The 24,264-nt window shown below is 54.5% G+C and carries 19 protein-coding genes, 1 pseudogene and 1 riboswitch; of the genes and pseudogenes, 10 read left to right on the top strand and 10 right to left on the bottom strand.

Annotated features, from left to right (window positions below; translation table 11 throughout):
- Positions 1 to 80: 80 nt before the first annotated feature.
- Positions 81 to 204: riboswitch (TPP riboswitch) on the top strand.
- 128 nt (positions 205 to 332) lie between these two features.
- Genes thiC through thiH form a run of 6 tightly spaced genes read left to right on the top strand, consistent with a single transcriptional unit; the run spans position 333 to position 5,821 of the window.
- The gene (gene thiC, locus K6K13_RS22465) at positions 333 to 2,291 is read left to right on the top strand and encodes a phosphomethylpyrimidine synthase ThiC (RefSeq protein WP_222158919.1); all 1,959 of its coding nucleotides are present in this window, start codon (positions 333 to 335) and stop codon (positions 2,289 to 2,291) included.
- Positions 2,288 to 2,932: a thiamine phosphate synthase gene (thiE, locus tag K6K13_RS22470; protein WP_222158920.1), complete on the top strand. Its 645-nt coding sequence runs from the start codon at positions 2,288 to 2,290 to the stop codon at positions 2,930 to 2,932. Before thiC ends, thiE begins: the two co-directional genes overlap by 4 nt.
- On the top strand, positions 2,925 to 3,692 hold the full coding sequence (locus K6K13_RS22475; RefSeq protein ID WP_222161229.1) for a HesA/MoeB/ThiF family protein: 768 nt from the start codon (positions 2,925 to 2,927) through the stop codon (positions 3,690 to 3,692). Before thiE ends, K6K13_RS22475 begins: the two co-directional genes overlap by 8 nt.
- The gene (gene thiS / locus K6K13_RS22480) at positions 3,689 to 3,889 is read left to right on the top strand and encodes a sulfur carrier protein ThiS (protein WP_222158921.1); all 201 of its coding nucleotides are present in this window, start codon (positions 3,689 to 3,691) and stop codon (positions 3,887 to 3,889) included. The genes K6K13_RS22475 and thiS overlap by 4 nt, the downstream gene beginning before the upstream one ends.
- A gap of 1 nt (position 3,890) precedes the next feature.
- A complete protein-coding gene (locus tag K6K13_RS22485) occupies positions 3,891 to 4,676 on the top strand; it encodes a thiazole synthase (protein WP_222158922.1) in 786 nt (261 codons plus the stop codon).
- Positions 4,673 to 5,821, top strand: a complete 1,149-nt coding sequence (thiH, locus tag K6K13_RS22490) for a 2-iminoacetate synthase ThiH (RefSeq protein WP_222158923.1) — start codon at positions 4,673 to 4,675, stop codon at positions 5,819 to 5,821. Before K6K13_RS22485 ends, thiH begins: the two co-directional genes overlap by 4 nt.
- Positions 5,822 to 6,015: 194 nt before the next feature.
- On the opposite strand, the gene K6K13_RS22495 is transcribed toward thiH, so the two are convergent.
- Positions 6,016 to 7,449 (bottom strand): aminotransferase-like domain-containing protein, encoded by a 1,434-nt coding sequence (locus K6K13_RS22495; protein ID WP_222158924.1) that lies wholly within the window; start codon positions 7,447 to 7,449, stop codon positions 6,016 to 6,018.
- A 175-nt stretch (positions 7,450 to 7,624) separates the two neighbouring features.
- Between K6K13_RS22495 and K6K13_RS22500 the strand changes: the two genes are divergently transcribed.
- The 4 genes from K6K13_RS22500 to K6K13_RS22515 all read left to right on the top strand — a co-directional run bounded on the left by K6K13_RS22500 (position 7,625) and on the right by K6K13_RS22515 (position 10,487).
- Positions 7,625 to 7,813: a YjiS-like domain-containing protein gene (locus tag K6K13_RS22500; protein WP_222158925.1), complete on the top strand. Its 189-nt coding sequence runs from the start codon at positions 7,625 to 7,627 to the stop codon at positions 7,811 to 7,813.
- Between the two features lie 126 nt (positions 7,814 to 7,939).
- Entirely contained in the window at positions 7,940 to 9,265 is a 1,326-nt protein-coding gene (locus K6K13_RS22505) for a sensor histidine kinase (protein ID WP_222158926.1), read from the top strand.
- On the top strand, positions 9,262 to 9,885 hold the full coding sequence (locus K6K13_RS22510; RefSeq protein ID WP_222158927.1) for a response regulator transcription factor: 624 nt from the start codon (positions 9,262 to 9,264) through the stop codon (positions 9,883 to 9,885). Before K6K13_RS22505 ends, K6K13_RS22510 begins: the two co-directional genes overlap by 4 nt.
- A 104-nt stretch (positions 9,886 to 9,989) precedes the next feature.
- Positions 9,990 to 10,487, top strand: coding sequence for a GlcG/HbpS family heme-binding protein (locus K6K13_RS22515; protein WP_222158928.1), 498 nt, complete (start codon positions 9,990 to 9,992; stop codon positions 10,485 to 10,487).
- Positions 10,488 to 10,538: 51 nt separating this feature from the next.
- Here the strand turns inward: K6K13_RS22515 and shiA are convergent.
- The 9 genes and pseudogenes from shiA to secE all read right to left on the bottom strand — a co-directional run bounded on the left by shiA (position 10,539) and on the right by secE (position 24,228).
- Positions 10,539 to 11,878 (bottom strand): annotated as a pseudogene (shiA, locus tag K6K13_RS22520) (shikimate transporter).
- Positions 11,879 to 12,108: 230 nt separating this feature from the next.
- The gene (gene rpoC, locus K6K13_RS22525) at positions 12,109 to 16,332 is read right to left on the bottom strand and encodes a DNA-directed RNA polymerase subunit beta' (RefSeq protein ID WP_222158929.1); all 4,224 of its coding nucleotides are present in this window, start codon (positions 16,330 to 16,332) and stop codon (positions 12,109 to 12,111) included.
- 91 nt (positions 16,333 to 16,423) lie between these two features.
- Positions 16,424 to 20,452, bottom strand: a complete 4,029-nt coding sequence (gene rpoB / locus K6K13_RS22530) for a DNA-directed RNA polymerase subunit beta (RefSeq protein WP_222158930.1) — start codon at positions 20,450 to 20,452, stop codon at positions 16,424 to 16,426.
- A 325-nt stretch (positions 20,453 to 20,777) separates the two neighbouring features.
- On the bottom strand, positions 20,778 to 21,137 hold the full coding sequence (gene rplL, locus K6K13_RS22535) for a 50S ribosomal protein L7/L12 (protein WP_222158931.1): 360 nt from the start codon (positions 21,135 to 21,137) through the stop codon (positions 20,778 to 20,780).
- A gap of 66 nt (positions 21,138 to 21,203) precedes the next feature.
- Positions 21,204 to 21,701 (bottom strand): 50S ribosomal protein L10, encoded by a 498-nt coding sequence (rplJ, locus tag K6K13_RS22540; protein ID WP_222158932.1) that lies wholly within the window; start codon positions 21,699 to 21,701, stop codon positions 21,204 to 21,206.
- 307 nt (positions 21,702 to 22,008) lie between these two features.
- Complete coding sequence (gene rplA, locus K6K13_RS22545) at positions 22,009 to 22,713, bottom strand: 50S ribosomal protein L1 (protein WP_222158933.1); 705 nt, start codon at positions 22,711 to 22,713, stop codon at positions 22,009 to 22,011.
- 3 nt (positions 22,714 to 22,716) lie between these two features.
- Complete coding sequence (gene rplK / locus K6K13_RS22550) at positions 22,717 to 23,145, bottom strand: 50S ribosomal protein L11 (protein WP_222158934.1); 429 nt, start codon at positions 23,143 to 23,145, stop codon at positions 22,717 to 22,719.
- Between the two features lie 152 nt (positions 23,146 to 23,297).
- Positions 23,298 to 23,843, bottom strand: coding sequence for a transcription termination/antitermination protein NusG (gene nusG / locus K6K13_RS22555; protein ID WP_222158935.1), 546 nt, complete (start codon positions 23,841 to 23,843; stop codon positions 23,298 to 23,300).
- 1 nt (position 23,844) lies between these two features.
- Positions 23,845 to 24,228 carry a preprotein translocase subunit SecE gene (gene secE / locus K6K13_RS22560; protein WP_222158936.1) on the bottom strand — a complete coding sequence of 128 codons (384 nt, stop codon included), beginning with the start codon at positions 24,226 to 24,228 and terminating at the stop codon, positions 23,845 to 23,847.
- Positions 24,229 to 24,264 lie beyond the last annotated feature (36 nt).

Raw genomic sequence — 24,264 nt, forward strand, 5'->3', positions numbered from 1 at the left:
TGAGCTTACTCAGGTAAGTGATTCGGGTGAGTGAACGCAGCCAACGCACCTGCAACTTGAAGTATGACGGGTAGATCGGGCGTATCTTGTCGGAGTGCCTAGCGTGTTTATGTCCTACATAAACCGCAGGCTGAGACCGTTTATTCGGGATCCGCGGAACCTGATCAGGTTAAAACCTGCGAAGGGAACAAGAGTAATCCATTCTGTTTTGTCACCGTTGTCACCGCCATGTTGTTACCGACATAGCGCGTAAAATCGGGCCAAGGCAACCACAATTACTCCCTGCGAGCTCCAGACAAGCATTTTTCCTTAACCATAATCAGGAACATGCTATGTCTCAATCACCCGCCACAACACCTAAAACCCCGTCTGGCCGTCGCGAAAAGCGCGAAGCCGCCGAGGCGTTTATTCATAACCTGCGCGGCACCACCTTCCCTAACTCCACGCGCATCTACCTTACCGGGTCGCGCAGTGATATCCGGGTGCCGATGCGGGAAATCGCCCTTAGCCCAACGCTATTGGGGGGCGACAAAGACACTCCCCGCTATGAACCTAACGAAGCCGTGCCGGTGTATGACACCGCGGGGCCATATGGCGATCCCGATGCGCGGCCGGACGTGCGTACCGGGCTGGTCAAACTGCGGGCTGACTGGATTGCAGAACGTAACGACACCGCGCCGCTTTCCGGCGTCAGTTCCCGTTTTACCCAACAGCGATTGGCGGATGCCGGGTTGGATCACCTGCGCTTTGAACAGTTACCGCAACCCAAACGCGCCCAATCAGGCAAGTGCGTCACGCAGTTGCACTATGCGCGCCAAGGGCTCATCACGCCAGAAATGGAGTTTATCGCCATCCGCGAAAACATGGGACGCGAGCGCATTCGCAGCGAAGTGCTACGCCACCAGCATCCGGGGCAAAGCTTTGGCGCAATCCTACCGGACAACATCACCCCGGAATTTGTGCGCCAGGAAGTCGCCGCAGGCCGTGCCATCATCCCGTCCAACATCAATCACCCCGAATCAGAACCGATGATTATCGGGCGCAATTTTCTGGTCAAGGTAAACGCTAACATCGGCAACTCGGCGGTCACTTCGTCCATCGAGGAAGAGGTGGAAAAACTGGTCTGGTCCACGCTGTGGGGGGCCGATACGGTGATGGATCTCTCCACCGGACGCTATATTCACGAAACCCGCGAGTGGATACTGCGCAACAGCCCGGTGCCGATTGGTACCGTTCCTATTTATCAGGCGCTGGAGAAGGTCAATGGTGTCGCGGAAAACCTCACGTGGGAAATGTTCCGCGATACGCTGCTTGAGCAAGCAGAGCAAGGGGTTGATTACTTCACCATTCACGCGGGAGTGCTGCTGCGCTATGTGCCGATGACGGCACAGCGCCTGACCGGCATCGTATCGCGCGGCGGCTCCATCATGGCGAAGTGGTGCCTGTCGCACCATCAGGAGAACTTCCTCTACGTTCACTTCCGTGAAATCTGCGAGATTTGTGCGGCCTACGATGTTGCCCTGTCGCTGGGCGATGGCTTGCGTCCCGGTTCCATTCAGGATGCCAACGATCAGGCGCAGTTTGCCGAGCTGCATACCCTGGGTGAGCTGACCAAAATCGCCTGGGAGTATGACGTGCAAGTGATGATTGAAGGGCCGGGGCATGTGCCGATGCAGATGATTCGCCGCAACATGACCGAAGAGTTGGAGCACTGCCACGAAGCGCCGTTCTATACATTGGGGCCGCTGACCACCGATATCGCTCCCGGTTATGACCACTTCACCTCGGGTATCGGGGCCGCGATGATTGGCTGGTTCGGTTGCGCCATGCTCTGCTACGTTACGCCGAAAGAACACCTTGGGCTACCCAACAAAGAGGATGTGAAGCAGGGGCTTATTACCTACAAGATCGCCGCGCATGCTGCTGATTTGGCGAAAGGGCACCCCGGTGCGCAGATCCGCGATAACGCCATGTCCAAAGCGCGCTTTGAGTTTCGTTGGGAAGACCAGTTCAATCTGGCACTCGACCCGACAACCGCCCGCGCCTATCACGATGAAACCCTGCCGCAAGAATCCGGCAAAGTTGCACACTTCTGCTCCATGTGCGGCCCCAAATTCTGCTCGATGAAAATTTCGCAGGAAGTGCGTGAATACGCGGCGAAAAACCCCTCCCCTGACGTAGAAGCGCAGCCAATTCACGTCGGCATGGCAGAGATGTCCGCCCAGTTCCGAGCGCGCGGCAGCGAGCTCTACCACAGTGCCACGACGCTGCTCGGGGAGGACACGAAATGAATCCGGCATTTCCCACGACCGCGCCCCAGCTCGGGCTTTATCCGGTGGTCGACAGCGTGACCTGGATCGAGCGCCTGCTCAGTGCTGGCGTAAAAACCATCCAGTTACGCATTAAGAACAGCACCGCAGAACAAGCCGAGACCGCGATCATGCAAGCCATCGCGCTCGGGCAGGATTATCAGGCTCGCGTGTTTATTAACGATTTTTGGCAATTGGCCGTCAAGCATCGGGCATACGGCGTGCACCTGGGTCAGGAAGATCTGGACAGCGCCGATCTGGAGGCAATCCGCAATGCAGGGCTACGTTTGGGTATTTCAACCCACGATGACGCGGAACTGGCACGCGCCGTAGCGCTTACACCGTCTTATATCGCCCTCGGGCATATCTTCCCGACACAAACCAAAGAGATGCCCTCTGCGCCACAGGGTGTGAGTGAACTGAAGCGTCACATTGATGCGCTGCAAGGACGTTTCCCTACCGTGGCCATCGGCGGCATCAGTATTGACCGCGTGCCGAGCGTACTGGCAACCGGCGTCGGCAGTATTGCGGTGGTCAGCGCCATCACGCAGGCCGACGACTGGCGTCAGGCCACCGCCACCCTGCTCAGCCTGATTGAACATCAGGAGGGTCATGATGCTTAACGAGCCGACACTGAGCGATCAAGAGTTCTTACGCTACAGCCGTCAATTGCTGCTGGAAGATATCGGCCCGGAAGGACAAGAAAGGCTGAAAAAATCCCGCGTGCTGCTGGTCGGCATGGGTGGGTTAGGTGCGCCCGCCGCGCTCTATCTCGCTGCCGCAGGGGTCGGCACCTTGACGATCGCCGATGACGACCAACTGCATATTTCCAATCTACAACGGCAAATCCTCTATCGCACGCAGGATATTTCTCGCTCCAAGGCCACGCTCGCCAAGCAGCAACTCTTGGCGCTCAACCCGTTAACCGAAGTGATAACACTTACCGAGCGTTTAGCAGGAACAGCCTTACAGCACGCGGTTCAACAGGCAGATCTGGTGCTGGATTGCAGCGACAACATGGCCACACGCCATGCGATTAACGCCGCTTGCATTCAGCAGCACACGCCGTTGGTCAGCGGCAGTGCGGTTGGCTTTAGCGGACAGTTGTTGGTGCTAACGCCCCCCTACCCGCACGGCTGTTACGCCTGTCTCTATCCAGACGCGACAGAACCGCAGCGCAATTGCCGCACCGCCGGTGTGCTCGGCCCGGTGGTCGGGGTCATCGGCACGCTTCAGGCGTTGGAAGCCATCAAGCTACTGGCGGGATTGCCGTCGGCACTCAGCGGCAAGCTGCGCCTGTTTGATGGCAAGCAACAGAGCTGGCAAACCTTTCAGTTAAGCCGCTCGGCGTGCTGCCCGGTCTGTAAGGATATCGCGGCATGAACATCACGCTGAACGACACCCCGATGGAATGCGATGAGGGCATTATGGTGGAAACGCTGCTGGCGGGGTTGGATCGCTTACAGCCCGGTACGGCCCTGGCAATAAACCAGACCATTGTGCCGCGTGACGAATGGGCGACACGGCCCATTCGCTCAGGCGACGATATTCTTCTTTTTCAGGCTATCGCAGGGGGTTGATATGTTGCAGATTGCCGATACACGCTTTTCTTCCCGGTTATTAACCGGAACGGGTAAATTTGCCACCGCCGAACTGATGCACGCGGCGTTACAGGCATCGGGCTCTCAGTTAGTCACGCTGGCCATGAAACGCGTTGACCTGAAAACCGGTAATGACGCCATCTTCGCACCGCTCAAACAGCTTGGTGTGAAACTGTTGCCCAACACCTCAGGGGCAAAAACCGCAGATGAAGCGGTGTTCGCCGCACGACTGGCACGCGAAGCGCTGGGCACGCATTGGCTGAAACTGGAAATTCACCCCGATGCCAAATACCTGTTGCCCGACCCGATTGAAACCCTGCGCGCCGCTGAGCGCCTGGTCAAAGAAGGTTTTGTGGTGCTGCCCTACTGCGGCGCGGACCCGGTGCTGTGCAAGCGGCTGGAAGAGGCAGGTTGCGCCGCCGTGATGCCATTGGGCGCGCCCATCGGCTCCAATCAGGGGCTGCAAACCCGCGATTTCCTGCGCATCATTATTGAGCAGGCCACCGTGCCCGTCGTGGTTGACGCAGGTATTGGTGCCCCCAGCCACGCCACCGAGGCGCTGGAGATAGGGGCCGATGCGGTGCTGGTTAACACGGCGATTGCCGTGGCGCGCGATCCGGTGCAGATGGCTCACGCCTTTCGTTTAGCGGTGGACGCGGGCGAACGGGCTCGTCAGGCTGGATTAGGTCAACGCCAACAGGCGGCAAGTGCCACCAGCCCGTTGACCGGCTTTCTTCATCAGATAAGATCGGAGGCGCAATCATGACGCGCGCTTTTCGTACCCGCTGGGAGCAGCTCGATTGGGATGCCATCACAATCGATATCAACAGCAAAACCGCGCGTGATGTGGAACGGGCTCTTACCGCGACCACGCTCTCCCGAGACGATATGATGGCACTGCTTTCCCCGGCAGCACTGCACTATCTGGAACCGCTGGCCGCACAGGCTCAGCAACTTACCCGGCAACGCTTCGGCAATACCGTGGGCTTTTATGTGCCGCTCTACTTGTCAAACCTGTGCGCCAATGACTGCACCTACTGTGGTTTCTCCATGAGCAACCACATCAAGCGCAAGACCTTGAACCAAGAGGAAATCCTGCGCGAGATTGCCGCCATCAAAGCGCTGGGGTTTGACAACCTGCTGCTGGTCACGGGGGAGCATCAACGTAAAGTCGGCATGGATTACTTTCGCGAGATGTTTCCCGTGATTCGGCCGCACTTCAGCGCGCTGATGATGGAAGTACAGCCGATGGCGCAGGAGGATTACTCAGAACTGAAAACGCTGGGGCTGGACGGGGTGATGGTCTATCAGGAAACCTACCATCCGGTGACCTATCAACAACATCACCTGCGCGGCAACAAGCAGGATTTCCATTGGCGCCTGGACACACCGGATCGTTTGGGCAGCGCCGGGATCGACAAGATCGGGCTCGGCGCGTTAATCGGCTTATCGCACAGTTGGCGCACTGACTGCTATATGGTGGCGGAGCATCTGCTGTATTTGCAGCAAACCTACTGGCAGAGTCGTTACTCCATCTCCTTTCCGCGTCTGCGCCCCTGTGCAGGGGGGATCACGCCCGCATCGATCATGGACGAAGCGCAGTTACTGCAAGTGATTTGCGCGTTCCGCCTGCTGGCTCCCGACGTGGAATTATCGCTATCTACCCGGGAATCCCCCTATTTTCGCGATAACGTGGTGCCTATTGCTATCAACAGCGTCAGCGCGTTTTCCAAAACGCAGCCGGGCGGCTACGCAGACGATCGTTCCGAATTGGAGCAATTTGCCCCCCATGATAATCGCCGCCCGGAAGCCGTCGCACAAGCGATCGCGCAGGCTGGTCTGCAACCGGTATGGAAAGACTGGGATGGGTATTTGGGAAGGCAGTCGCATCATCAACATCACGTGGGATAACGGGGCGAAACGTGCCATTATCGGGCGATAAAACGGTCAGATCATGCACCCTCGGTTTATCTTTCGCTACGTAAAGTGAGGTTGTTGACGATCTCGACTCATCAACCAAAACCGGATTGTTCCATCCGGTTTTGCCCCCTCTGCCGATACAGGGTGGCGTTAGCACGCTGTATCGGCCCTTCTTCGACATACACCTAGTGGCCGCTCACCGTATCTTCATGCAGCAGGTGTTCCGCCTGCTCGCCAATCACGCGTAGCATCTGTTGCATCTCATCGGTTAACGGCAGACCGTAGTGCACGCGCATACAGTTGCGGTATTTGCCGGACGCAGAGAACAACGAGCCAGAGGCTATCTGGATACCGGACTGGCGCAGTAGACTATTCAGTCGCAACGTATCGAAGGTTTCAGGAAACTCAATCCACATCAGAAACCCACCTTGCGGTCGACTTACACAAATTCCACAGGGGAAATAGCGCCGCACCCAGCAGGTGAACGTATCAAGATTGCTTTTGTAATAGGCGCGCATTCGACGCACGTGGGGCTGATAATGGCCCTGACGAATAAACTCCGCCACGGCTAACTGGGTATGGGTCACGGCATAGCCCGTGCTGGTGTATTTGGTATGCAGCACGCGTTCCAGATAGCGCCCGGGAGCAATCCATCCGACACGCAACCCAGGTGCAAAGCTTTTGGAAAATGAACTGCACAGCAGCACTCTGCCATCGCTATCGAAGGATTTGATGGTGCGCGGCCGTGGGTACTCATACGCCAACTCACCGTAAGCATCATCTTCAATGATGGCAATATCAAACTGCTGTGCCAGCACGATCAGCGCCTTCTTGCGCGCATCCGGCATATAAAAGCCGAGCGGATTATTACAGCTTGGCACCAGCATGACCGCTTTTATCGGCCACTGCTCCAGCGCCAACTGCAAGGCTTCCAGACTGATACCCGTCACGGCATCGGTGGGGATTTCCACCACTTTGATCCCCAATCCTCGAAGCGTTTGCAGCGTGCCGGGAAAGGTGGGTGACTCCACCGCCACAATATCCCCTTCCCGACACAGGGAACGCAATGCGGTGAACAACGCCTCCTGACAACCGGTGGTGATCACGATATCTTCTGCCGCCAGTTGGCAATCGCTGTCAAGCGCCAATCGAGCAATTTGCTCGCGCAGTTCCGGCGCGCCATACATATTGCCGTAATTCAGTACCCGCAGGTCCTGCCGCTGACAAAAGCGCGTCAGGGATTTCCATAAAGGTTTAATCGAGGATTGGCTGACATCCGGTCCACCGCCGCCCAGGTTGTACAGGTTACGTTCCGGATTGGGGCTGAACAGCTCTCGCACCGAATCCCATTGGCTGATTTCTACCGGGCGCTGCGCAGGACGGGTTAAGCCCGGCACGGGCGGATGTGCTTTGCGCGGCGCGACATAATAGCCAGAACGGGGCTGCGGCAAAATAAGCTGCTGAGATTCCAGCACATGATAGGCCTGCTGTACGGTGCTAATGCTCACGCCGTGTTCCTGACTGAGCGTGCGCACGGAGGGCAAACGCTCGCCGTTTTGGTACAACCCTTGTTCAATGCGCTGCGCCAAAAGCGCGGCGAGATGCTGGTAACGCGTCATAAGTATCCGTGTTGCACCATGCGTCAGCAAAAAAACCAGTACAGATAGAGGTAAAACAGGCCATTCAGTTGCAATATAGCGCGATCTGTATGCTTGAAAAATCGATTTTCTGAGGCTGTATCCTCATCGCGTTCACCTTCATCATAAACAGTATCTTGAGGAGAAGGAGAGCGCAATGAGCCAGTGGAGAAGCGGTTGTAAAACAGCAATAACGCGGAGTATTGATATCACCATCCGCACCCCATTTCGGTGGTGGTGTCACTGGCTAAAACGCCGTACCACGCTGCGCGAACTGCGTCGACTCAATGACGCTCAGCTCAAAGACATCGGCCTCACCGCTCACGATGTCGACCGTTTTCGCTAAACAGAGGTTCCGGCCGGACGGGTTGAGTGCGGCCGGGTTTACAATATCCATCCAGTATGGTTCTATGTCCCGGCGTTACTCTCTCAGCCATGCGCATGGCGTTAACTCAACCCGAATGACATCATCATGCGTAAGTTCGCCATTTGGATACTCTTAACGGCCCTATCCGCTCTCGCGCTGAGCATTCATACGCTGCAACAACAGTATGAAGAACACAGCGCCGAGTTCCGTATCCTCTATCGTGATGTGGCACTCAAACTGTCTCAGCATGATGTCATCCTGACGCTGCTTTCCGCCGCCAGCGATCCCGAGAGAGTCAAAAAAGCGTTTCCCCAAATTCTTATCTTAAAAACACGCGCACCGGAGTTCAGTGCCACCGAGCCGCAACTGGCGGGCAACGGCACCTATTGGCTAAACGGCCAGCACGTCTCGTTGCTGATCGACCTCAATCAGGTACTCAGCACACTGCCGCAGAGCAATGCATTTCGTACTTTGCGTCTGTACTGGCATGACACCCCTCTGGTGGTGCTTGGTGATGCAACGACGACGTCTTACTGGCAGTGGCATAAAGCGCTGGTGGGCGATTCACAGCCGTTTGAGCTTTCGGCAGGAAACGATCCCGACTGGCGTCATCTGCCCTGGATCAGCATGCTGTTGTTTGCCCTGCTCTGGGCGCTCGTCATAGCGTTTGTCAGCCGCTACCTGATGTATAAACGTCAACGTGTGCTGGCGGATTTACGCGCGCAGTTTTCCGAACTCACCCGGCTCAATACCATGGGTGAGATCACCGCCGGTATGGTACATGAGCTGAATCAACCGCTTACTGCGATTCTGAGTTACAACCAAACCGCCCTGAGTTTACTGAAACAAGAAAAGAGCGCGGAGATCGCCCCGCTGCTCAACGCCGCGGTCGTGCAAACCAAACGCATCAGTGCCCTGCTCACCGATTTACGGCAAAAAATGCATAGCGACCATGTGCCCTTACAACCGATTAATCTGAAACCGGTCTGGTCACGTGTGTTAATGCTGCTGGAAAACGAGTTACAGGCAGGGAAAATGAAAATCATCAACAAAATCCCCGATGATCTGCCGCCGTTTCTCGCTGCACCGCAGTGGGTTGAGCAAATTCTGCATAACCTGCTGCTCAATGCGATCCAGGCACAGCGAGATAATGCGCCGAAATCGGCCTGGGTTGAGATCGCTGCATACCCGACGGAAAGGGGCATTACACTGACCCTAACGGACGGCGGACCGGGGTTATCTGAGCAGGCGCTACAGAATGTCTTTCTGCCCTTTTTCACCACCCGGCAAGGGGGATTAGGGCTCGGGATGGCGCTGACCCAAACCTTGGTGCAGGGTCTCAACGGCGACATCAGCGCAGAAAATGTCGCTGGCAGTGGAGCCCGATTCACACTGTGGTTTCCTTTCAACGCCGAGGAGCAGACCCCTTGACGCAGTGTGTTTATCTGATTGACGATGATGACGCTATCCGCGACTCACTCAGTGCATTGCTGGCTTCCGTCGGGTGGCAAACGCAACCCTATGCCAGCATTGCTGATTTTGAACATCAGCACAGTGACTGGTGCTCGCTGCACGGTTGTCTGTTGCTCGATATTCGTATGCCAGGCAAAACGGGGCTCACCCTGTTAGCGGAGTGGCAACAGCGCGGCATGGATATCCCCGTCATCATCATGACAGGTCATGGCAATATCAATTTATGCCGACGCGCCTTTAAAAGTGGTGCCTTCGAATTTTTGACCAAGCCCATCGATGCAGATCTGCTGCTCGAAACGGTTTCTGGCGCGATGGCACAGTTTCAAACGCAGGCTGCCCAGCGCCAACAAGCCACACAGTTACGGGATAAGCTCAATACGCTTTCTGCGCGCGAGCATGAAGTGATGGCACTGATGATGGAGGGGAAATCGAACAAAGAGATCGCCAAAGATCTGCAACTCTCCGCCCGCACCGTGGAGGCCCACCGCGCGAATCTGTTCTCCAAACTGGAAATAAACTCGCTGGCAAAATTGATAAAACTGTATGGTGGGCAATCGCTTATCGATAAAGCTCCGTAAAATTACGCAGTGGCTTGAGTAATCAACCGAATGGTTCCTTCCAGAGGCTCTGGTTACGCTGTCCTTGTCGCATCCCTCCCAAGGACAACAGGAGCCAGAACATAATGAAACGCCTTCTTATTACCACACTGCTTTTCAGCGGCATTACCGCCTTCCCCAGCTTGGCCAATGGCGTGTTGAGCGAAAAAAATCTTTCTTTGGCGCTGGCCGAACAGCTGGCACAGCACGCCATCCAATCCTGCGTCGCCAAGAATGTAAACGTGGCGGTGACCATCGTCGATCGTGCTGGCGTAGTGAAACTGGCCAAACGCATGGACAACGCCGGTCCGCATACCCTCGAAGCCAGCCGGATGAAGGCCTTTACCGCACTCACCACCAAAACGCCCACCGAAAACGTGATGAAAAATGCCCAGGCCAACGCTGAAGCGCAAAATCTGCGTGATATTCCGGGCTTTTTACTGCTGGCAGGCGGCGTGCCGGTGAAAGTCGGGGATCAAACCATTGGGGCGATTGGCATTGGTGGCGCGCCCTCGGGCAGTATCGACCAACAGTGTGCGCTGGATGCGCTCGAGGCGGTTAAAGCGCAACTTAGCGCAAAATAGCGGGAGAGACCGTAACGTACAGCACTATCGCGTTACGGTCTTTGTTAGCGGTCAATCCGTTGACTGTGGCTTCATACTCATACCGACCACGGCGGAGATCAGGCACCCTATCGCCAGATAACCCGCAACGCCGTACCAGGCGCCGGAGAAAAATGTCACCAGCAGCACGGCAATAAACGGCGTAAAGCCACCGCCCACCACGCTCGCGACCTGATAACCCACGCCTGCACCGCTATAGCGGTAAGCGGTACCAAACAGTTCGGTAAACATCGGTTGCTGCACACTGACGATCATATCGTGCGCGACATTCGCCAGCAGAATAGCGAACAGCAGAATCAGCACCGTGTTGTGATTCTCCAGCGCGATAAAGAACGGCACCGCACTGGCTGCACCGATCAGCGCACCGGTGACATAGATACGACGACGACCGAAGCTGTCCGCCAGTCAGGCAAAAGCAGGGATAGAAAAGCAGCTGATTGCCCCCACCAGCAGGCCGATATTCAGGAACATATCGCGCGACAGGCCAAGATGTGCGGTTGAGTAGTTCAACGCAAAAGCCGTAACGATATACATCGTCAACAGTTCGCCAAGGCCAGAGCAATGATCAGCAGAAATGCTTTTGGATGTTTGCGCAATGCTTCAAAAATGGGGAAAGAGCGGAGCTTGCTGGCGCGATCTTGCAGCGTTTTATTGGCTTCAAACTCCTGCGATTCATCCATGCCGTTACGCACCCACCAGGCGATGGCAACCAGTATCAGGCTGAACAGGAAGGGCAACCGCCAGCCCCAGGTCACAAACTCCTCGTTGGTCGTCCAATGACTGACAATAGAAATAGAGCCGGTCGCCAGCAACAAGCCGACACCATAACCGACCTGCACACCGCTACTGTAAAAGGCTTTTTTCTTCTTCGGCGCGCTTTCCACCGCAAGCAATGCTGCACCGCCCCACTCGCCACCAACAGCAAACCCCTGAATAGCACGCAAGGTGACCAGCAACACCGGAGCCCACCAGCCGATAGACGCAAATGAAGGCAACAGGCCGATGAACGCTGTGGCAATCCCCATCATCCACACGGTGATCATCAGCATGCGTTTACGCCCCAGGCGATCGCCAAAATGACCGAATACCATGCCACCCAGCGGACGGAACAAGAAGCCGACGCCAAAAGTCCCGAAGGCGGCCAGCGTCCCCATGGTCGGGCTTATCTGAGGGAAAAATTCAGTGTTAAACACCAAAGCGGCAACTATTCCGTACAGTAGAAAGTCATACCAGTCGACAACGGCGCCGACAAAACTTCCCCATGCAGCACGGCGTGCACGGTTATGTGTAGGGCTTTCAGACAGAGATTGTGAGCTGTTGCGGTTTGCTGCGCTATCGCTCTGCGGCGACATTGGTGTGCTTGTGCTGTTCATGTTTATCTCGTTATTTTAAATTTACACAACTGTACACTAAATATTACTCAGAAGAAATTCATATCATGGTTACAAAAGTACGATTAAGAAGTATGCGTGACGAAGGGGAGCAAGTCTGCTTTTTTTCTGTGAGTTCACAGGCCGAGAGATAAAAAAAACCCCGGCCAATGGACCGGGGTTTAGACGTTTAAGCGTTATCAGTAGCTAGCTTATTCGTCGTCGCTGCTACCAAAGCCTGCGTTCAGCAGTTCAGCCAGGTTTGCAGAAGCTTCATCTGCACTCACTGGCGCCACGACTGGCACTTCGCCCGCATGACGGCGACGCATGCGATCCTGGTGGTACGCATAACCAGTACCGGCCGGGATCAAACGACCCACGATGACGTTCTCTTTCAGACCGCGCAGTTCGTCGCGTTTACCCGCAACGGCTGCTTCCGTCAACACGCGCGTCGTTTCTTGGAACGAGGCCGCAGAGATGAAGGATTCGGTTGCCAGAGATGCCTTGGTGATACCCAGCAGGTCACGGTGGTACGTAGCTGCAATCTTGCCATCGGCTTCCAACTGACGGTTGGCGATCTTGATGCGCGACACTTCTGCCTGCTCGCCTTCCAGGAACTCGGAACTGCCCGCGCTGGCAATGGTGCCTTTACGCAGCATCTGACGCACGATAACTTCGATGTGTTTATCGTTAATCTTAACGCCTTGCAGACGGTAAACTTCCTGCACTTCGTTGGTGATATAACGGGTTACCGCATGTACACCACGCAAACGCAGAATGTCGTGCGCTGATTCCGGACCGTCGGAAACCACATCGCCACGTTCTACGCGTTCACCTTCAAACACGTTGAGCTGACGCCATTTCGGAATCATCTCTTCGTAAGCATCGCTACCATCCAGCGGCGAGATCACCAAACGGCGTTTGCCTTTGGTTTCCTTACCGAACGAGATGATACCGGTGATTTCAGCCAGAATAGCCGGCTCTTTCGGACGACGCGCTTCAAACAAGTCGGCAACACGTGGCAGACCACCGGTGATGTCCTTGGTACCGCCGGATTCCTGCGGAATACGCGCCAAGGTGTCACCTGCACCGATCTGAGTACCGTCTTCCAACTGAACAATCGCTTTGCCCGGCAGGAAGTACTGTGCCGGCATGTCGGTACCTGGGATCAGTACGTCATTACCCTTGGCATCAACGATTTTCAGTGCCGGACGCAGATCTTTACCGCCACCGGTACGTTCTGCACTGTCCAGAACCACGATGGAGGACAGACCGGTCAGTTCGTCGGTCTGACGAGTAATCGTCTGGCCGTCGATCATGTCGGTGAAGCGAATGCTACCGCCCACTTCTGTGATAACTGGCATGGTATGCGGATCCCAGTTTGCGACGGTTTCACCGCCGGTCACTTCGTCACCGTTGCCTTTGCCCATTACCGCACCGTAAGGCACTTTATAGCTTTCTTTGGTACGACCGAATTCGTCGATCAGTTTCAGCTCGGTGTTACGCGAGGTGATAACCAGCTTGCCCGCCGCGTTCTTAACGAACTTGGCGTTGGACAATTTCAGGCTACCTTTGTTTTTCACCTGAATGCTGGATTCAGCCGCCGCACGCGATGCCGCACCACCGATGTGGAACGTACGCATGGTCAGCTGAGTACCCGGTTCACCGATGGACTGTGCTGCGATAACCCCGATGGCCTCACCTTTGTTGATGATGTGACCACGTGCCAGGTCGCGACCGTAGCACTTGGCGCACACGCCGAAGTCGGTTTCACAACTTACTACAGAGCGAACTTTAACGGCATCGACAGAATTTTCTTCCAGCAGATCACACCATTGTTCGTCCAGCAGCGTATTACGTGCCACCAGAATGTCCGCGGTGCCCGGCTTCAGAACATCTTCAGCCGTTACACGACCCAGTACGCGCTCACGCAGCGGCTCTTTAACGTCGCCACCTTCGATAACCGGGGTCATCATGATGCCTTCGTGCGTGCCGCAATCGTCCTCGGTCACTACCAGATCCTGTGCCACGTCAACCAAACGACGGGTCAGGTAACCGGAGTTCGCTGTCTTCAACGCGGTATCCGCCAAACCTTTACGCGCACCGTGCGTGGAGATGAAGTACTGGAGTACGTTCAGACCTTCACGGAAGTTCGCGGTGATCGGCGTTTCGATGATGGAGCCATCTGGCTTCGCCATCAGACCACGCATACCGGCCAGCTGACGAATCTGTGCCGCAGAACCACGCGCACCGGAGTCAGCCATCATAAAGATGCTGTTAAAGGAAACCTGACGCTCTTCTACGCCATCACGGTTGATAACGGTTTCGGTCGAGAGGTTTTCCATCATCGCTTTGGCCACGCGCTCGTTAGCAGCGGCCCAAATGTCGATGACTTTGTTGTAACGTTCGCCGGCGGTTACCAGACCAGACTGGAACTGTTCCTGGATTTCAGCAACTTCGGCTTCCGCTTCGTTGATGATTTCCACTTTCTTCGCTGGGATGACCATATCGTCGATACCAACGGAAGAGCCAGAACGCGCTGCATAGGCAAAACCGGTGTACATGATCTGGTCAGCGAAGATAACGGTCGGCTTCAGCCCCAGCACGCGGTAACAGGTATTGAGCATCTTGGAGATGGCTTTTTTACCCAGCGCCTGGTTAACGATAGAGTACGGCAGACCTTTCGGCACGATCATCCACAGGATGGAACGGCCGACAGTGGTGTCGATCAGGCTGGTTTTAGCCACCCACTCACCCTGCGCATTCTTCTCATGCTCAGTGATACGCACTTTAACGCGCGCATGCAGTGAGGCCAGACCCGCACGGTAGATACGTTCTGCTTCTTTCGGACCGGTCAACACCATGCCTTCGCCTTTGGCGTTAACACAGTCACGAGTCATGTAGTACAGACCCAATACCACGTCCTGAGACGGAACGATGATAGGTTCGCCGTTCGCCGGAGACAGAATGTTGTTGGTGGACATCATCAGCGCACGCGCTTCCAACTGGGCTTCCAGCGTCAGCGGTACGTGAACAGCCATCTGGTCACCGTCGAAGTCGGCGTTATACGCCGCACACACCAGCGGGTGCAGCTGAATGGCTTTACCTTCGATCAAAACCGGTTCGAATGCCTGGATACCCAAACGGTGCAGCGTCGGCGCACGGTTCAGCAGTACCGGGTGTTCGCGGATAACTTCATCCAGGATATCCCAAACCACGGCTTCTTCGCGCTCAACCATTTTCTTGGCGGCTTTGATGGTGGTAGCGAGACCACGCAGTTCCAGCTTGCCATAGATGAACGGTTTGAACAGTTCGAGTGCCATTTTCTTCGGCAGACCGCACTGGTGCAGACGCAGGTACGGACCTACGGTAATAACAGAACGACCGGAGTAGTCCACGCGCTTACCGAGCAGGTTCTGACGGAAACGACCCTGCTTACCTTTGATCATGTCGGCCAAAGATTTCAGCGGACGCTTGTTGGAACCGGTGATCGCACGACCGCGACGACCGTTATCCAGCAGGGCATCTACCGCTTCTTGCAGCATACGTTTTTCGTTACGTACGATGATATCGGGTGCCGCCAGATCCAGCAGACGTTTCAAACGGTTGTTACGGTTGATCACGCGACGATACAGATCGTTCAGATCTGAGGTTGCGAAACGACCACCGTCCAGCGGAACCAGCGGACGCAGATCCGGCGGCAACACAGGCAGCACGGTCAGGATCATCCACTCCGGCTTGTTGCCAGACTGTACGAACGCTTCCAGCAGCTTGATGCGTTTGGTCAGCTTTTTACGCTTGGTTTCAGAGTTGGTTTCGTTCAACTCTTCGCGCAGCTGTTCGCATTCCTGTTCCAGATCCATGTTTTTCAACAAGGCCTGGATCGCTTCGGCACCCATCTTGGCGTCGAATTCGTCACCGAACTCTTCCAACGCGTCCAGATATTGCTCTTCAGTCAGGATCTGACGTTTTTCCAGGTTGGTCATGCCGCCTTCAATCACCACATAGGATTCGAAGTACAGCACGCGTTCGATATCGCGCAGCGGCATATCCAGCAGCAAACCGATACGGGACGGCAGCGATTTCAGGAACCAGATGTGCGCCGTCGGAGACGCCAGCTCGATGTGGCCCATGCGCTCACGGCGCACTTTGGTTTGGGTCACTTCAACGCCGCATTTCTCACAGATAACGCCACGGTGTTTCAAGCGCTTGTACTTACCGCACAGGCACTCATAGTCTTTCACTGGCCCGAAAATACGGGCGCAGAACAGACCGTCACGTTCAGGTTTGAACGTACGGTAGTTAATGGTTTCCGGCTTTTTAACTTCACCGAAAGACCAGGAACGAATCATGTCTGGCGATGCCAGCGCAATTTTGATCGCATCAAACTCTTCGGTCTTGGTTTGCGCTTTCAGAAACTTTAATAAGTCTTTCACGGATTGGCTCCCGTCGGAGTTAGACCTGTTGGATGCCTGAGCCGAAGCTCAGGCACTCCTTTACACGAGCAAAGCGTACCAGCGAGCAGGATTAACCTTCTTCCAGCTCGATGTTGATACCCAGCGAGCGGATTTCTTTCAACAGTACGTTGAAGGATTCCGGCATGCCCGGTTCCATACGATGGTCGCCATCCACGATGTTTTTATACATCTTGGTACGGCCGTTGACGTCATCGGATTTCACCGTCAGCATTTCCTGAAGGGTATAAGCTGCGCCATACGCTTCCAGCGCCCACACTTCCATCTCACCGAAGCGTTGACCACCGAACTGGGCTTTACCACCCAACGGCTGCTGGGTTACCAGGCTGTAAGAACCGGTAGAACGCGCGTGCATCTTGTCGTCAACCAAGTGGTTCAGTTTCAGCATGTACATGTAACCGACGGTTACTGAACGCTCAAACTGTTCACCGGTACGACCATCGAACAGCGTGATCTGACCGGAGGTCGGCAGACCACCCAGCGTCAGCAGTTCTTTGATCTCGGACTCTTTGGCACCGTCGAACACTGGCGTTGCCAGCGGCATCCCTTTCTTCAGGTTGTCCGCCAGACGCAACACTTCATCATCAGTGAAGGTGTTCAGGTCGACTTTTTGACGCACGTCGTTGCCCAGATCGTAAGCTTTCTGGATGAATTCGCGCAGCTTAGCCACTTCTTCCTGACGCTTGAGCATGGCGTTGATTTTCTCGCCGATACCTTTAGCAGCCATACCAAGGTGGGTTTCCAGAATCTGACCGATGTTCATACGCGATGGAACGCCCAGCGGGTTCAATACGATATCGACCGGCGTACCGTTCTCATCGTAAGGCATGTCCTCGATCGGGTTGATCTTGGAGATAACACCCTTGTTACCGTGGCGGCCAGCCATCTTGTCACCCGGTTGAATCTGACGTTTAACAGCCAGATACACCTTGACGATCTTCAGGACGCCCGGAGCCAGATCGTCGCCTTGCGTGATCTTGCGGCGCTTCGCTTCGAGTTTTTTCTCGAATTCGTGTTTCAGCTCGTCGTACTGCTCGGCCAACTGTTCCAACTGATTCTGTTTCTCTTCATCAGTCAGACCCAGTTCCAACCAACGCTCGCGCGGCAGCTTGTCCAGCTTGTCGGCTTCCACGCCGCCGGAGACCAGCACAGCGTGAATACGGGCAAACAGACCCGCTTCGAGGATCTGCAATTCTTCCGTCAGGTCTTTTTTGGCCTGCTTCAGTTGCATCTCTTCGATTTCCAGCGCACGTTTGTCTTTTTCCACGCCATCGCGGGTGAAGACCTGAACGTCGATAACCGTACCGGATACACCGTTCGGCACACGCAGGGAAGAGTCTTTAACGTCAGACGCTTTCTCACCGAAGATCGCGCGCAGCAGTTTCTCTTCTGGCGTCAGTTGGGTTTCACCTTTCGGCGTCACTTTACCGACCAGAATGTCGCCACCCGTTACTTCAGCACCGATATACACGATACCGGACTCATCCAGTTTGGAGAGTGCTGCTTCACCCACGTTCGGGATGTCGGCAGTGATCTCTTCTGGCCCCAGCTTGGTGTCGCGGGACACACACGCCAGTTCCTGAATGTGGATAGAGGTGAAACGGTCTTCCTGCACCACACGCTCAGACACGAGGATGGAGTCTTCGAAGTTGTAACCGTTCCAAGGCATGAACGCGACGCGCATGTTCTGACCCAGCGCCAGTTCACCCAGATCGGTAGACGGGCCGTCAGCCAGCACATCACCGCGTTCAACAGGTTCACCCAGAGACACACACGGCATCTGGTTGATACAGGTGTTCTGGTTGGAACGGGTGTATTTGGTCAGGTTGTAGATGTCGATGCCCGCTTCGCCCGGATACATCTCGTCTTCGTTAACTTTGATAACGATACGGGATGCGTCGACGTACTGTACGGTACCGCCACGTTTGGCAACGGCAGTTACACCGGAGTCAACGGCCACAGCGCGTTCCATACCGGTACCTACCAGCGGCTTGTCAGCGCGCAGAGTCGGTACAGCCTGACGTTGCATGTTCGCACCCATCAGGGCGCGGTTGGCGTCATCGTGTTCCAGGAACGGGATCAGAGATGCACCGACGGAAACAACCTGCTGGGTGGAAACGTCCATGTAGTCAACCTGATCGCGGCTGAACAAGCTGGATTCGCCTTTGCTACGGCAAGTCACCAGATCGTCAACGAAATGCCCTTCTTCGTCGAGGTTGGTGTTCGCCTGTGCAATAACGTAGTTGCCTTCTTCAATCGCGGACAGGTAATGGATTTCATCCGTTACCACACCGTCACGCACCAGACGATACGGGGTTTCAAGGAAACCGTATTCGTTGGTCTGTGCGTACACGGACAGCGAGTTGATAAGACCGATGTTCGGACCTTCCGGCGTTTCGATAGGACATACGCGACCGTAGTGGGTCGGGTGTACGTCACGCACTTCAAAGCCAGCACGTTCACGGGTCAGACCGCCTGGGCCCAACGCGGAGATACGGCGTTTGTGCGTAATTTCGGACAGCGGGTTGTTCTGGTCCATAAACTGGGACAACTGGCTGGAACCGAAGAACTCTTTCACCGCCGCCGAAATCGGCTTGGCGTTGATCATGTCCTGCGGCATCAGGGTATCCAGATCGCCCAGAGACAGACGTTCTTTCACCGCACGCTCTACGCGCACCAGGCCAACGCGGAATTGGTTTTCCGCCATTTCGCCCACGGAGCGGATACGACGGTTGCCCAGGTGGTCGATATCATCGACTTCGCCAGAACCGTTACGAATATCGATGAGCTTCTTCATCACCTGAATGATGTCGTCTTTGCTCAGGATACCGGAACCTTCAATCTCATCGCGCAGCAGGGAGCGGTTAAACTTCATGCGGCCCACAGCGGACAGATCGTAACGATCTTCAGAGAAGAACAGGTTCTCGAACAGCGTTTCTGCTGCTTCACGTGTCGGCGGCTCGCCCGGACGCATCATGCGATAGATTTCAACCAGCGCGCTCAGGCGATCGTTGGTCGGGTCTACACGCAGCGTTTCGGAGATATACGGGCCGTGATCCAGATCGTTGGTGAACAGGGTTTCGATGCGCTTATGGCCTGCCTGGCTCAGTTTAGCCAGCAGATCCAGCGACAGCTCCATGTTCGCCACACCGATCAGTTCGCCGGTGCTTGCGTCTACGTAGTCTTTCGCCAGCACTTTCCCGGCGATGTATTCGACCGGTACTTCAATGCGCTCTACGCTGTCTTTTTCCAGCTGGCGAATGTGGCGCGCGGTGATACGGCGGCCTTTTTCAACGTACACTTTGCCATTGGCTTCGATGTCGAACGACGCAGTTTCACCGCGCAGACGCTCAGGCACCAGATCCATTTGCAGCTTGTTGCCGTTGATCTCGTAGACAATCTTATCGAAGAACAGGTCCAGAATTTGCTCGGCCGAGAAATTCAGTGCGCGCAAAATAATGGTCGCCGGCAGTTTACGGCGGCGGTCGATACGCACAAACAGGTTATCTTTCGGGTCGAACTCGAAATCCAGCCAGGAACCACGGTAAGGAATGATACGTGCGTTATACAGCACTTTACCGGAAGAGTGGGTTTTACCCTTGTCGCTGTCAAAGAACACGCCCGGGCTACGGTGTAACTGAGAAACGATAACGCGCTCAGTACCGTTGATAACAAAAGTCCCGTTTTCGGTCATGAGCGGAATTTCACCCATGTACACTTCTTGTTCTTTGATGTCTTTTACGGTGCCTTCCGGCGCTTCGCGCTCGTAGATCACCAGACGCAGCTTGACGCGCAGCGGTGCTGAGAAGGTCACCCCGCGAATCTGACACTCTTTGACGTCAAATACGGGCTCACCCAAACGGTAGCTTATGTATTGCAGCTCAGAGCTACCGCTGTAGCTTGAAATTGGGAATACGGAACGGAATGCGGCTTCCAGACCGTACTGGCCTTCCGGATCTTGCTCGATGAACTTCTGAAACGAGTCAAGCTGGATAGAAAGGAGATAAGGTATGTCCAACACTTGCGGACGTTTACCAAAATCCTTACGAATGCGTTTTTTCTCGGTATAGGAGTAAACCATGGGGTTCCTCAGCTCGCTGAAAAGTAAGAACCACTTGCTCGTCCTGACAGGACGGTTCATTGCTACACGATTTTGTTGATCGAAAGGCAATCCGCCCTTCGTTAATACGTCTTTCTATCACTCTTAAATCATTTCATTGCTTTTGCACAGGCAGGGAACCTAGGCTGGAAAGCAGTATATTAAGGCGTCGATAGAAAAAATATTGGGATAACCCGTGGTCAAACAGTGCGAAACACCACAGATCCCCTACAGCGCAAAAAGGCTGGTGACCAAAAAGTCACCAGCCATCAGCCTGAAAACTCAGGCTGCAACCGGAAGGGTTGGCTTATTTAACTTCAACTTCAGCGCCAGCTTCTTCCAGAGATTTCTTCAGAGCTTCAGCGTCATCTTTGCTCACGCCTTCTTTCAGCGCAGCAGGTGCAGACTCAACCAGGTCTTTCGCTTCTTTCAGACCCAGGCCAGTTGCGCCACGAACAGCTTTGATTACGGCAACTTTGTTAGCGCCGATAGCTTTCAGGATAACGTCGAATTCAGTTTTCTCTTCAGCAGCTTCAACCGGGCCAGCAGCAACAGCTACAGCAGCAGAAACGCCGAATTTTTCTTCCATAGCAGAGATCAGCTCAACAACGTCCATTACGGACATAGCGGCAACTGCTTCGATAATTTGATCTTTAGTGATAGACATGACAATTGTTCCTAACAATCAGACATAGTTTATACGTAAGCAAATGCGAAAACAGGAAAAGGGCGATTACGCCGCTTCTTTCTGATCGCGAACAGCTGCCAGAGTGCGGACCAGTTTGCCTGCAGAGGCTTCTTTCATGGTCGCCATCAGGCGTGCAATTGCTTCTTCGTAAGTCGGCAGCGTTGCCAGACGGTCAATTTGAGCCGCCGGAATCAACTCACCTTCAAAGGCTGCAGCTTTAACCTCGAATTTTGCATTCGCTTTCGCGAACTCTTTGAACAGACGAGCAGCAGCGCCCGGGTGTTCCATAGAGTATGCAATCAAGGTCGGACCAACAAACGTGTCTTTCAGGCATTCGAACTGAGTGCCTTCAACGACGCGACGCAGCAGGGTGTTACGAACAACACGCATGTATACGCCAACTTCACGACCTGCTTTACGCAGTTCAGTCATTTTATCTACGGTTACGCCACGAGAATCCGCAACAACCGCAGACAGCGCGCCTTTGGCCACTTCGCTGACTTCAGCAACAATCGCTTGTTTGTCTTGAAGATTTAATGCCATTAGCTTGTGCTCCTGGATATAGCCGGAATACATTTCCGGAACTCACTTCACCTGCAACCACATGGAAAACAGGCGTCAAAACACGGTGAGCAGAATCCAGTAAAAGAAAATTTTCTTTAGGCTCTGTCACCGTCTACGCAGGAAAATTAAGCATCTCTTTTTTCAGGTAAACCTGAAAACGTTGAAGCACCTGCGGTCTTGGACGGAGGCCTGGATCAGGCCAGGCTCCAACCGAAAAAATCTGTTTTGTCCATTTAAGGACAATGGGCGTAAGATTATACATACATCTTTCGCCCAGGTAAAGCTATCAGTTAGCGACCGCGTTCAGGCCACTCTGATCAACGGCAACGCCAGCACCCATGGTGGTGGAGAGGCTAACTTTCTTGATGTACACGCCTTTCGCCTGAGCAGGTTTGGCTTTTTTCAGCGCAACCAGCAGAGACTCCAGGTTTTCTTTCAGTTTGTCAGCGTCGAAATCAACCTTACCGATGGTGGTGTGGATGATGCCGTTTTTGTCGTTGCGATAACGAACCTGACCGGCTTTCGCGTTTTTAACCGCTTCAGCAACGTTCGGCGTTACAGTACCGACTTTCGGGTTCGGCATCAGGCCACGCGGACCCAGAACCTGACCCAACTGGCCAACAACGCGCATTGCATCCGGAGAAGCAATAACCACGTCAAAGTTCATTTCGCCTTTTTTGATCTGGTCAGCCAGATCTTCCATACCTACCAGCTCTGCGCCAGCTGCTTTAGCAGCTTCAGCGTTTGCGCCTTGGGTAAATACGGCAACGCGAACGGAACGGCCAGTACCGTGCGGCAGTACAGTTGCGCCACGAACGTTCTGGTCAGATTTACGTGCGTCGATGCCCAGGTTTACGGCAACGTCAACGCTTTCAACAAACTTAGCAGTGGCCAGCTCTTTGAGCAGGGCAACAGCTTCGTTGATGTCATATTGTTTAGTAACATCAACTTTCTCACGGATCACGCGCATGCGCTTGGTCAGCTTAGCCATTTCTTAGTCCTCCACTACCAGGCCCATGGAACGAGCAGTACCCGCGATGGAGCGCGCCATGGCGTCCACGTCGGCACCCGTCATATCCGCCGCTTTGGTCTGGGCAATTTCCAGAACCTGAGCGTGGGTCACTTTACCTACTTTGTCTTTGTTCGGCTTGACAGAACCAGACTTGATACCAGCCGCTTTCTTCAGCAGAACTGCTGCCGGAGGCGTTTTGGTAACTAAGGTGAAAGAACGGTCGGAGTAAACGGTGATAACGACCGGAGTCGGCAGACCTTTTTCCAGGCTTTCTGTTTTAGCATTAAATGCCTTACAGAATTCCATGATGTTCACACCTTGCTGACCCAGAGCAGGACCAACCGGCGGGCTCGGGTTAGCCATACCAGCTGCAACTTGCAGCTTGACGTAGGCTTGTACTTTCTTGGCCATTTAACTTTCCTCTAATGGGTAATAGCGCCTTAAAAAGGCTCCCCGTGATTTTTGATTTTTTCAGATGCCGTAGCACCTAAAAACAAAAAGCGCGAAATAATAGATTAATTTTGCGCCAGATACAAGAATTTCTTTATGAACGTCAGGCGGTATTAGCCCTTTTCCACCTGTCCGAAATCCAGCTCAACGGGCGTAGCACGTCCGAAGATGGAGACCGACACTTTCAGGCGGCTTTTTTCGTAATCCACTTCTTCCACAACACCGTTGAAGTCGGCAAACGGGCCGTCGTTGACGCGCACCATTTCGCCCGGTTCGAACAGCGTTTTCGGACGCGGCTTATCACCCACCTGTTGCAGGCGGTTCATGATAGCGTCAACTTCTTTGTCGCTAATCGGCGCAGGACGATCGGACGTACCGCCGATAAAGCCCATCACACGCGGAACGCTACGCACCAAGTGCCAGCTGGCGTCTTCCATTACCATCTGTACCAGCACGTAGCCAGGGAAGAATTTGCGTTCGCTTTTACGGCGTTGGCCGCCACGAATCTCGACCACTTCTTCGGTCGGTACCATGACGTCGCCAAACAGCTCTTCCATGTTGTGCAATTTGATGTGCTCGCGCAGCGATTGTGCAACGCGGCCTTCAAAGCCGGAAAACGCCTGAACGACGTACCAACGTTTTTTTGGAGCTTCAGACATCTTAGAACCTCAGGCCTGTGATAAATGATATCAAACGGACCAGAATACCATCCAGCCCCCACAGAATCAGTGACATCACGGCAGTTACCGCGGCAACGATCAACGTGGTATGCAGCGTTTCCTGGCGGGTTGGCCAAATCACTTTACGAACTTCAGTGCGCGCTTCGCGGGCAAAGGTCACCGTTGCTTTGCCTTTGGCGGTTAACAGTGCAACACCGCCTGCGGCAGCAATCAGGATAACAACGGCCAATGCACGAAGCGGCAGACTGTACCCGCGGTAGTAATAATTACCCACAATGGCAACAACGAGCAAAGCCGCCACAACCAGCCACTTGATCACTTCCAGGCCACGCCCACTACCCTGGGTCTCGGTATTTGCACTCATAAACCAACCTGTCACTCATGAATCAGACAAATAACT

This window comes from Symbiopectobacterium purcellii, assembly GCF_019797845.1.
Lineage (GTDB): Bacteria > Pseudomonadota > Gammaproteobacteria > Enterobacterales > Enterobacteriaceae > Symbiopectobacterium > Symbiopectobacterium purcellii.

Coding starts and splice junctions, on each gene's coding strand:
- rplJ (WP_222158932.1), bottom strand. CDS start 21,701: ATGGCATTAAATCTTCAAGACAAACAAGCGATTGTTGCTGAAGTCAGC.
- rplL (WP_222158931.1), bottom strand. CDS start 21,137: ATGTCTATCACTAAAGATCAAATTATCGAAGCAGTTGCCGCTATGTCC.
- K6K13_RS22500 (WP_222158925.1), top strand. CDS start 7,625: ATGAGCCAGTGGAGAAGCGGTTGTAAAACAGCAATAACGCGGAGTATT.
- rpoB (WP_222158930.1), bottom strand. CDS start 20,452: ATGGTTTACTCCTATACCGAGAAAAAACGCATTCGTAAGGATTTTGGT.
- thiH (WP_222158923.1), top strand. CDS start 4,673: ATGACGCGCGCTTTTCGTACCCGCTGGGAGCAGCTCGATTGGGATGCC.
- thiS (WP_222158921.1), top strand. CDS start 3,689: ATGAACATCACGCTGAACGACACCCCGATGGAATGCGATGAGGGCATT.
- K6K13_RS22495 (WP_222158924.1), bottom strand. CDS start 7,449: ATGACGCGTTACCAGCATCTCGCCGCGCTTTTGGCGCAGCGCATTGAA.
- K6K13_RS22515 (WP_222158928.1), top strand. CDS start 9,990: ATGAAACGCCTTCTTATTACCACACTGCTTTTCAGCGGCATTACCGCC.
- K6K13_RS22475 (WP_222161229.1), top strand. CDS start 2,925: ATGCTTAACGAGCCGACACTGAGCGATCAAGAGTTCTTACGCTACAGC.
- rplA (WP_222158933.1), bottom strand. CDS start 22,713: ATGGCTAAGCTGACCAAGCGCATGCGCGTGATCCGTGAGAAAGTTGAT.
- thiE (WP_222158920.1), top strand. CDS start 2,288: ATGAATCCGGCATTTCCCACGACCGCGCCCCAGCTCGGGCTTTATCCG.
- rplK (WP_222158934.1), bottom strand. CDS start 23,145: ATGGCCAAGAAAGTACAAGCCTACGTCAAGCTGCAAGTTGCAGCTGGT.
- secE (WP_222158936.1), bottom strand. CDS start 24,228: ATGAGTGCAAATACCGAGACCCAGGGTAGTGGGCGTGGCCTGGAAGTG.
- K6K13_RS22505 (WP_222158926.1), top strand. CDS start 7,940: ATGCGTAAGTTCGCCATTTGGATACTCTTAACGGCCCTATCCGCTCTC.
- nusG (WP_222158935.1), bottom strand. CDS start 23,843: ATGTCTGAAGCTCCAAAAAAACGTTGGTACGTCGTTCAGGCGTTTTCC.
- K6K13_RS22485 (WP_222158922.1), top strand. CDS start 3,891: ATGTTGCAGATTGCCGATACACGCTTTTCTTCCCGGTTATTAACCGGA.
- thiC (WP_222158919.1), top strand. CDS start 333: ATGTCTCAATCACCCGCCACAACACCTAAAACCCCGTCTGGCCGTCGC.